This is a genomic window from Fortiea sp. LEGE XX443, from assembly GCF_015206815.1.
Taxonomy (GTDB): domain Bacteria; phylum Cyanobacteriota; class Cyanobacteriia; order Cyanobacteriales; family Nostocaceae; genus Nostoc_B.
On record NZ_JADEXZ010000043.1, the window covers coordinates 40,643 to 50,533 of the forward strand.

At 40.7% G+C, this 9,891-nt stretch carries 8 protein-coding genes and 1 pseudogene; 3 read left to right on the top strand and 6 right to left on the bottom strand.

Annotated elements, in window-relative coordinates; genetic code table 11:
* Nucleotides 1-45 precede the first annotated feature (45 nt).
* Nucleotides 46-3,525 carry a CHAT domain-containing tetratricopeptide repeat protein gene (locus IQ259_RS16515; protein ID WP_193886662.1) on the bottom strand — a complete coding sequence of 1,160 codons (3,480 nt, stop codon included), beginning with the start codon at nucleotides 3,523-3,525 and terminating at the stop codon, nucleotides 46-48.
* Between the two features lie 221 nt (nucleotides 3,526-3,746).
* Nucleotides 3,747-3,905: pseudogene (locus tag IQ259_RS16520) on the bottom strand (CHAT domain-containing protein); the annotation flags it as partial.
* 326 nt (nucleotides 3,906-4,231) lie between these two features.
* On the opposite strand from IQ259_RS16520, the gene IQ259_RS16525 reads away from it, so the two are divergent.
* Both IQ259_RS16525 and IQ259_RS16530 read left to right on the top strand, forming a co-directional pair.
* Nucleotides 4,232-4,432 carry a hypothetical protein gene (locus IQ259_RS16525; protein ID WP_193886666.1) on the top strand — a complete coding sequence of 67 codons (201 nt, stop codon included), beginning with the start codon at nucleotides 4,232-4,234 and terminating at the stop codon, nucleotides 4,430-4,432.
* A gap of 36 nt (nucleotides 4,433-4,468) precedes the next feature.
* On the top strand, nucleotides 4,469-4,894 hold the full coding sequence (locus tag IQ259_RS16530) for a hypothetical protein (protein WP_193886668.1): 426 nt from the start codon (nucleotides 4,469-4,471) through the stop codon (nucleotides 4,892-4,894).
* A gap of 98 nt (nucleotides 4,895-4,992) precedes the next feature.
* On the opposite strand, the gene IQ259_RS16535 is transcribed toward IQ259_RS16530, so the two are convergent.
* Together IQ259_RS16535 and IQ259_RS16540 are read right to left on the bottom strand one after the other, a co-directional pair.
* Nucleotides 4,993-5,340: a XisI protein gene (locus IQ259_RS16535; RefSeq protein WP_193886671.1), complete on the bottom strand. Its 348-nt coding sequence runs from the start codon at nucleotides 5,338-5,340 to the stop codon at nucleotides 4,993-4,995.
* Nucleotides 5,331-5,741, bottom strand: a complete 411-nt coding sequence (locus tag IQ259_RS16540) for a XisH family protein (protein WP_193886674.1) — start codon at nucleotides 5,739-5,741, stop codon at nucleotides 5,331-5,333. The genes IQ259_RS16535 and IQ259_RS16540 overlap by 10 nt, the downstream gene beginning before the upstream one ends.
* 177 nt (nucleotides 5,742-5,918) lie before the next feature.
* Here IQ259_RS16540 and IQ259_RS16545 point away from each other — a divergent pair, with 177 nt between their 5' ends.
* Nucleotides 5,919-7,715: a serine/threonine-protein kinase gene (locus IQ259_RS16545; protein ID WP_193886676.1), complete on the top strand. Its 1,797-nt coding sequence runs from the start codon at nucleotides 5,919-5,921 to the stop codon at nucleotides 7,713-7,715.
* A gap of 124 nt (nucleotides 7,716-7,839) precedes the next feature.
* Here the strand turns inward: IQ259_RS16545 and IQ259_RS16550 are convergent, their stop codons facing one another.
* Both IQ259_RS16550 and IQ259_RS16555 read right to left on the bottom strand, forming a co-directional pair.
* Nucleotides 7,840-9,045: a histidine kinase gene (locus IQ259_RS16550; protein ID WP_193886678.1), complete on the bottom strand. Its 1,206-nt coding sequence runs from the start codon at nucleotides 9,043-9,045 to the stop codon at nucleotides 7,840-7,842.
* Between the two features lie 447 nt (nucleotides 9,046-9,492).
* Nucleotides 9,493-9,630, bottom strand: coding sequence for a hypothetical protein (locus IQ259_RS16555; RefSeq protein ID WP_193886680.1), 138 nt, complete (start codon nucleotides 9,628-9,630; stop codon nucleotides 9,493-9,495).
* Nucleotides 9,631-9,891 lie beyond the last annotated feature (261 nt).

Sequence of the window (9,891 nt, forward strand, 5' to 3'; positions counted from 1 at the left end):
AATCATTCCTGAGAAATGAGTGTCATTACGAATGATCAATTATTATTACCTCCACTCACCTTGTAAAGTAAAGCCAGCCCAATAATAAGGTGCAGAATACTTCTCATCTTTCCACAATTCCAACCTGGCGGCTCGCAGTGCCGCAGCAGGTGTTAATCTCTGTTTTAGTATTTTGGTGTAAAACCGCTTCATCAATTCTGATGTCGCTTCATCATCCACACTCCACATACTTACCAACACACGAGGGCTACCCGCATACATAAATCCCCTGGCTAAACCAACTAATCCTTCGCCTTTGATTTCTTTGCTTAAGCCAGTTTCACAAGCACTGAGGACTATCAATTCGGCGGGGAGTTTGAGGTTGAAGATATCTTGCAGACGCAAAAAACCATTTTCCACTCTGCCTTTTTCGTTAAACAGAGACAGCACTACTCCTGATAATGCTGGGTTTTCCGTATCCAAAATGCCGTGTGTGGCAAAATGTATAATGCGGTAGTCACTGAGTTGTGAACTAGTAACAAAAGCGCGGTTAGCGGCAAAGTCTAATGCTTGCAGAGTTTGGGATTTATCAGTCACTAAAGCTAAAATTGCCTCGGCTTCTTTGCGAGTGAAAGATAAACGCTCAAAAGAGAAATTTGGATTGATGAATGGAATGCTTTGCTTAGGTATGGGCTGATGGTTAATCTTAGTTAGGCGATCGTCATCATTGCTAAATACGGCATCTGCAATAACAGCTAAAGTTTTGGGAGGAATTTTGCGTTCTCTGTGTTCGCGCCTGATAACAGCTAGAGTAGAAGCTGAAGGTAAGTACGTAATTTCGTGGTTCTCTAGCAGGGGTTTGATGTTTTTACCTACTGTTCCGGGTTCAGGTAGTGCAGAAAATGGCAGATATTGCAAAGCACCATCACTGACAATAACCAAGCGTTTGTTTTTGATTTTTTCAGCGATTGGTTTTAACAGCATTTGACTGAGTTTTTCCAGCACATCAGAACTGCGAAAAGCACCTAAACCAGAGCTTTCATCTATGTCTTTGTTCGCAGTAAGGCGGTAATAGCGTATTTTTAATAAATAGTTAAATTGCTTAACAATTTTTTCAATTTCTGCACGTTTGGGTAATTCATAGCTGCTCATACTAGTTTTACTCACCGCCCACAAATAGCTGCGTTCTTCACCAAGGGAGTATTCCAACAACACAGTATTATCGTCTAGTACCTGCTGTTGAATTTCTTTGAGAGAAAGGGGTTGAGGTTGAGTTAGTGCAGCATATTTGGGACTGATATCTCTGATTTGTGCTTGTACATTTTGGTAGTCTTTGTGAAGTAAGGCTAGTTCATTTTCTAAAACTTGCGCTTGTTCTGGGGTGTATTGGCCAGTGTTGTAGAGTTCTAAACGGCGTTTTTCGGTTACATCCAGTCGCTGTTGTAAGTTGCGCTCTGCTTTTAGTAGTTTTGGTTCTACGCCTTGGCGAATATCAGCGTTAGCTTCTGTAAGTAGATCCAATAAACTACGAGAACGATATTTTTCACTTGATTGCAGTGCTAAAGCATCATAGCCTTGGGTGGGGTATTGCTTGTGCAACTGCATTAATAAGTCATTGGAAAATTGGTAAATATTTTGCTGTGAGGCGAAGTAAGAAGTACGCAATTGTTCGTTGGTGATTTTCGTGCGTAAGTTTTCGATTATCTTGATAGCTGCTTCAATTTGGATTAGGGATTGTTTGAGGTTGCCTTGGTTACGTTCTAAATAGGCAATATTATATAGAGTAACGGCTTCTCCAGCTTGATCCCTCATTTGCCGTCTTAAGGGCAGAGACTGATTGTAGTACTTGAGTGCCTTTGACTTATCACCTAAATCATTGTAGACACCGCCAATATTGTTGAGTGTGGTTGCTTCACCTGCTTTATCACCCACTTGTTGTGATAAAGGTAGAGACTGGTTATAGTACTTGAGTGCCTGCTGTTTATCTCCCCATGAGTCGTAGACACGGCCAATGTTATTGAGAGTAACGGCTTGCCCAGTTCGATCACCTACTTGCTGTCTTAAGGGCATGGACTGGTTGTAGTACTTGAGTGCTTGCTGTTTATCTCCTAAGGCATCGTAGATTCGTCCGATGTTATTGAGAGTGACGGCTTCCCCAGTTTTATCCTCTACTTGCCGTCTCAACGGTAGAGACTGATTGTAGTATTTGAGTGCCTGCTCTCTATCTCCCAATGCAGAGTAAATACCGCCAATGTTATTGAGAGTGACGGCTTCTTGTGCTTTATCTCCGACTTGTCGTGATAAGACTAGGGACTGGTTGTAATAATTGAGTGCTTTCGATTTATCGCCCAAATCGTTGTAGACACCGCCGATGTTATTGAGGGTGACGGCTTCACCTCCTTTATCCTCGACTTGTCGTCTCAGGGGCAGAGACTGATTGTAGTACTTGAGTGCCTGCTGTTTATCGCCCAAATCGTTGTAGACACGGCCAAGGTTATTGAGGGTAGTTGCTTCACCACCTTTATCTTTAACTTCTCGTGATAAGGCTAGAGACTGGTTGTAATAATTGAGTGCCTTTGATTTATCGCCTAATGAGTCGTAGATACCACCGATGTTGTTGAGGGTAGCTGCTTCCCCTGTTTTATCACCTACTTCTCGTCTCAAAGGCAGAGACTGGTTGTAGTAATTGAGTGCTTGCTGTCTGTCTCCCAATGCGTCGTGAACAGCGCCGATGTTGTTGAGAATGACAGCTTCCCCAGTTTTATCCTCTACTTGCCGTGCTAGGGTTAGAGACTGATTATAGAAAATGAGCGCTTGCTGTTTATCTCCTGAGGCATCGTAGACAGCGCCGATGTTATTGAGGGTTTTTGCTTCCTGAACTTTATCTTTGACTTGCCTTGTCAGAAGTAAAGACTGGTTGTAATAATTGAGCGCCTGCTGTTTATCTCCTAAGGCATTGTAGACAGCGCCGATGTTGTTGAGAATAATAGCTTCGCCGCTTTTATCCGCCATTTCTCGTGATAGAGGCAAGGACTGGCTATAGTAATCGAGCGCTTGCTGTTTGTCTCCCAAGGCATCGTAGACATTACCAATGTTGTTAAGAGTCACAGCTTCTCCGGCTTTATCCCCCGCTTGTTTTCTCAAAAGCAAGGATTGTTTGAAGAATATTAGTGCTTGCTGTTTGTTTCCCAAGGCATCATAAATAAAACCAAGCTCGTTGAGAGCGATCGCTTGCTGTTTAACATCGTTAACTTTTTGCCATAGCTTCAAGGCGGTTTCAAATTTGGTGATCGCCTGTCTTAGAGATGTTGCTGTTCCTTGCCTAAGTAACTCTTCCCCTTCTTGAAAAATCTGTTCTGCGTTAGTACGATTGATATCTGGTGAATTTGTCGGTGGCTGTTGGGCAATCTTTACCGTATAACGCCCAGGATTTCCTGCACCTGATTCAACAAACACGATCATGCCAACTAAGAGAAGGGGTGTGCGACTGGTGAATGTTGCGAAAAATCTTCTTGGTTTCTGGGGACATTCCATTCTCTTAGTCATAACAGTATTTTTAACCCCGAAGTTGTATCTGCTTCACTATACTTTTAGGTACTGTACGGGTTTGAATTTTTAATGAAAAAACCCGACACAGAGAAAAATGTCAACGGCATTAAGTATAAATACGATGACTCTAGTTATTACATGATCATCAAGGCTTTCAATTTAAAGCCCAAAATATACTATCACTCATCTGCAAATCACCATAGTATTAGAGACTACTTCTATTCACCTTGTAAGGTAAAAGCAGCCAAATAGTAAGGTTTAGAATAATCTTGCTCTTGCCACATTCCCAACTGAGCAGCTTGTAAGGCTGCCGCAGTGGTTAACTTTTGTTTAAGTATCTTGATGTAAAATTTCTTCATTAATTCTGATGTGACTACATCATCGACACTTCACAAACTTACCGAAGAAGCAAGGGAGCAAGGGGAAACAATCTTCCCCTTTCCCCCCTGCTCCCCTACCTCTTTTGACAAGCACTAAGGACTATTAATCTCACATTGTGCAGAGATCCCCAACTTCTTTGAGAAGTCGGGGATCTCTTTGTTCACGAGAAAACAAGGTTTTTATAGGCGATCGCAATGTCAATATTGCTCAAGTCGTTTTTAATTCACAAAAAGGCAGATTGCTTTCTAATTTTGCCAAAATGCTTTCTTAAAATGCCAAATTGTTTACTCATTTTGGTATTTTCCGCAAGCAAAATGCCAAAATGCTTTCTCAAAATGCCAGATTGTTTACTCATTTTGGTATTTTCCGCAAGCAAAATGCCAAAATGCTTTCTCAAAATGCCAGATTGCTTGCTCATTTTGGTATTTTCCGCACTCACGAAAAATATCTCAGTGTAGCAAAAGCCATTACAGATTTGCCGAAATTTTCTCAGGCTGAACCGTACGGATATTTTTTAAGGTAAAGAATATTTACTGTAGTGTATTCCAAGGTACATATCATGGCTCGTAAAAAAAGAAGCTCCAAGGTGTTAGAAAATTCTGTGCGCCGCGCAGCCAGCCTCAATTCAATTGATCCGTACTTAGATTTAGGTAATGGACTTTCTTTACCTGCATTCTCAATTCTCATAGAAAAAATGCGAACTAGAGAAAATTTATACAACACTGCTCTTTCTAACTTAGATAAGGTATACCGGGAAATGCTAGAAACTGAGGGCGAGTTGGGAGATATGGCAGAACACATGCTGTTAGGAGTTGCCACAAAATACGGTAAAAGCAGTGTAGAATACGGCATGGCGGGAGGAGTTCCAAAGAACCAGCGCTACAAGAAACGGCGAGGCGAATCATCAACTTCTAGTTCTGAACAACCGTCGTTTGTTGCCAGTGTCAACAGTCAAAATGGCAATAAAGCAACAGTAATAAGTTAGGAAAATTTTATCAATAAAAAATCAGTGCGATCGCTCTAGTTGTCACATCATCTATTTGTATTTTAAATGAGCAAGTTACATAGAAGCGATCGCCTTGCTCATGTTTTTATAGTGCCAAACTCAGTAAACTGACGTATGTATGGTTCGTGAAAGGCCAAAATAATATCTTGCTTAGGTACTCCCATTTCTACTAATTGATTGGCAATTCCTTCTTCAGTACCATCATGTTGAATCCAAATTTTTCCCTCTTTAATATCAAGATGTAAGATACAGCCAAAATCTCGTTTATTTCCCCGCCAGCCAACATAAAGTAATTGATAGTGGTCTTGTTGTTCGTCAAAAATTGTTTGCACCTCATACTCTTCGGCATTTCTTTGCATTGCAGATCGCTTTTGCCGTTCGGAAAGAAGTTGTCGAATATATTGCCGATATTGTTCTATAGCCATTGACTAATCACCTCTTCTTGTACATCGTAAATCATCAATCGCAATTGATATTTTTTAACTGCCGAGGCAATAAATTTTCGTTGAAAAAAACTTTGATAAATTGGTGCGCGAACTGCTAAATAAAGTAGGCGATCTGATTCAATTTTATCTAAAGCATCTCGATAGTTTAAAAACTGTCCTAAAGCGGTATGAAATTCTGAAACATTCGATGGACTAATAAAACTTTTAATCTCCACCGCTATTTTTCTTCCCTCTTGTTCTGCGGCTAAAAGTTGCTCTGCTGCTAAATCAATCTCAAAATCTACATCATCTAAATTAATTTCATAAGGGTCAGCCGTAATCTTCCAACCATCTTTTTCTAAAGCATTTCTGACAATATTATGAAATCTATCTTTTGCCATAAGAATTGATTAACATCTAACGTACTACCATATAAATAAAATGGTGAGTGACAACAAAGCCGTGACCCACTCACCTTAATATTTATTTTATAAACACCCTCGTAGTCTCACGCGGGAACATCATCTGCCTTGACATCGTGATGTAAATTGAGAGATGGCGGACATATTTAACTGTTCATGACCACAATCCTACTAAATAATCGCTATCAAGTTATCCAGGTACTCGGTGCTGGTGGATTTGGGGAAACCTTTTTGGCAGAAGATACTCATATGCCTTCTCGCCGTCGCTGTGTCATCAAGCAACTCAAACCAATTGCCAATGATCCTCAAACCTATGAAATGATTCAACAAAGGTTTGAAAGGGAAGCCGCAACTTTAGAGCATTTGGGCGACAGTAGTGACCAAATTCCCAGACTACACGCCTATTTTTCGGAGAATGGACAGTTTTATCTGGTGCAAGAATGGATTCATGGTCAAACTTTAACCAATCTTATCGAAACTAGAGGATGCCAAAGTGAAACCATAGTCCGAGAAATTCTCTTGAGTTTACTATCAGTATTGGATTATGTGCATAGCAAAGGCATCATTCACCGCGATATCAAACCAGATAATATTATTCTGCGCTCTGTTGATAGCAAACCAGTTTTGATTGATTTCGGTGCAGTTAAAGAAACCCTACGTACAGTAGCCACTAAACCCGGATATCCGACTCAATCGCTGGTGATTGGTACGCCGGGATATATGTCTAGCGAACAAGCAATAGGAAGACCAGTTTACGCTACAGATATCTATAGTTTAGGCTTAACAGCAATTTATTTATTAACTGGTAAACAGCCTTCAGAATTACCAACTAATCAGCAAAGTGGGGAGATTCTTTGGCAAAATGACGCGCCGCAAGTTTCGCCGCAGTTAGCAATGGTGCTGAATCAGGCGATTAAACCCCAAGCGAGCGATCGCTACAGCACTGCTAGTAAAATGCTCTATGCTTTAAACTCTACGAGTAATATTTCTACATCCGCTACTATCAGCTTGAGTCCTGCTGCGACTGCATCAACTCAGCAAACTCAGGCATTTTCTACCCCCCCAAGAATTCCTCCTCGAAATCCCCAAAAACCTATTTGGATATTTGGTGGTTTGATAGTGGCTGGTTTAATTGCTGGAATAGGAATTTCTCGCTTGACTCGTCCGCAACAGTCAGAAGTACCCATCATTACAAATTCCGACTCCCCAGCATCTCCTATTCCATCTCTAGAAGCCAATAATCAGCCTGCTGTTTCGCCACCATTTTCTGTTACACCTGACATCGCTCCTCAGCAGCCAATAAATTCTGCACCTTTGTCTGCTAACAATGACACAACCGACTCTAATTCTGCAAACGAATCTCCAGTACAAACTGACGAGCAGCCTGTAGTAACAGATACGCCTAATTCAACCAACACACCAGATACACAACCTGCCGTAGTTCCTACAAGGGAAGCACCTGCAATACAACAAGACAAGCCAGATAATAAAAAAAAAGAAAGTACAACAAATCGTCCAAGGGTTCCCGCATTTCCTCCAGGTACAGACAGAAGAACCGTAGAAGCCACTCTCGGAAGAAAAAGTAGAGATTTGAGAGGCTTGTGGGGGAATACTCGTGCTGTCACCTATAAATTAGTTCCAAATCAAATTGACTTGGGGTATTTATTCGACCGAAATTCGGGAAGGTTAGTGCAAACTGAGGTAGCTTTTGCTCAATCAGTAGACCCAGATGTTATGCAAAATACTTTAGGTGGAATGCTCAATGGTCAAGTCAATTCACAAATTCAGCAAGGACTACAACAAATTCAACAGCGTCAGAGAGATGATTTTAGTTTTGATTTAGGTTCTGTGAAGGGACAAATTGTGCGTCAGAATTGTGATTTGATTTACATCAGTATTTGGGAAGCAGATTTACATCCTATTGGCAACCCATCAGCAGCTAAACGGTGTTGACAATTGTACGTAATCAATATGATTCTTCCCTTAGGGACTCCCAGAAAATAAATTATCCAATTTATTCCTCTTCTGTCTCCCCCCTGCCTACTTAGCGATAGGATATTTTTTTAGATGGAAGTCCCTAAAACGGATAGACTGGCAATGTGAAGTGGAACCATGCTCCACCATTGGGAGTAGAATCTACCCAAATTTGACCATAATGCGCCCGAACAATGCGCTGGCATAAACAAAGACCAATGCCATATCCATCGGTACTTTCATCTCTTTGCAAGCGGAAGTGGTTTTCAAAAATGAGATCGCGGCTTTCTAAAGGAATACCAGGGCCAGTATCGCCGACACTAAACTGAACTTTTTGGGTAGTACGGTGCAATCCTGAAATAGTGATTTTACCACCAGCAGGTGTATATTTAATTGCATTATCTAACAGATTTACTAATACTTGGCGGATGCGTTCTGGGTCGGCATAAACGTTAGGTAAGTCTGTAGGAATATCTGTTTCTAGTACTTGGGATTTAGCTGTGTAGCGATCGCGCAGTTCCTCTAGCACTTCTAAACAGAGTTGTCCTAGGTCGATTTTTTGAGGTATAATTGGCAACTCTTTATCGCTACCCCGGCCTACTTGCAATAAATCAGCAATCAACCGATCAATTATTTTTATTTGACTGCGAGCTTGCTTTAGCAGATGCGCTGCCATTGCTGGTTTCAAGCGCTGAAATTCACCTGCTTCTACATTGTAGTTAGATTGAAGCGTTTCAATAGCGATCGCCGCAGCTGTTAGGGGATTACGGAGGTCGTGCGCCAACATCGCAATTACTCGGTCTTTAAATTGTAGCTGCTCCTGAAGTTTCTCTTTTTCTTGTTTCAAACGAAAAATTTCGTCTGAAAGTTTTATCAGTTCCGCAGAAACAGCAACAGAAGTAATTGTTGATTTAGCTGGGGACACCCGACCATTATCATCTATACGTTCTTGAAAATCCTCTTGCAATTTTAAATAAGCATCTACAGCAGCTTGCCAACGTGGCCACCAGTTTTTCAATTGAGCAATAATATTACTTCCAGCCAAAACTTGTCTGGGTTCCGGATGAATTTTGATCAAAGCTGGCGTAGCCACCAACTTAAAATGTTCTGCCAGATATGGTTGTTGACCGACATCGATAATTTGAACTTCAAAGCTATAATCAGCTTGCAATTCTTTTAAGTAAGCACGTATTCGCTGTACTTGTTGCCGGGACTGAGGCCGTCCATCGACAAACAGCAACAACTGGAGTGGAGCCTCTAAATAATTAGGCTGATCCTGGGAAACTTGCATGTAATCGTGTTTCAGCACTGGTAACAACCTGGCGACGCTTTGCAGAAGGTAAATATGGACTAACGTTTGTCGATGGTCGTTGTTTTTTTCAATTTAATATCTATTTTAGATTTTCCGCACTCCTATCCGCTCTAGGTTTTTGATGAGAGATACATTTTTTTTCATCTTTTGTTTTCTTTTTAGCTAACTTGCTGCTCAAGAGACAACCTATTTATAAGTATAAGTTCGTATATCACCGTGTCCATAATGTAGCATTAGAGTTGACTAATGAAAACTTTTATACTAAAACAAACTGGTGATGCCGCAATAGATTGATTTTACGACTTTCATTAAACTGGATACTAATCATCTGCTGCCTATTTCGAGCTCTCAAGCTCATTTTTTAGAACAGTTTCCCCGTTACTTAAGCAGTTTACTAAGTCACAGTCACAAATGTACTGCTTTTTGTCAACTTTTAGTTAGGATTTATGCAAAATCGCCTATAGCTGGGGTAACTAGCACTAAGTTTTTCTCAGGAATGCGAAACAGTCTTAGCAAAATCGGAATACAGACTGTTTTGATTGCTGCGATCGCATTACCACAGGAAACAGTTTTGACTTTCACAAATTTTTAGAGTTTCTTAGCAGTAGCCCTAAGTAAGTTTTGCTAGATATACTTAGGTAAGCACATAACCTTAGTCTAGCACTTTTAAAAAGAAAACGTTATTGTTGGGTAATTTTTGCGAACTGTATAATTAGCCCTCTTCTGTCACTTTCCGAGTATTCTGAATAAAAGGATGAAAAGAAAAAACTCTGGAAGGAAAGTAGGGCAATGGATGTAGAATTACAAATTCTTAAACATTTGGCAAGAGATCCTCATCCAACA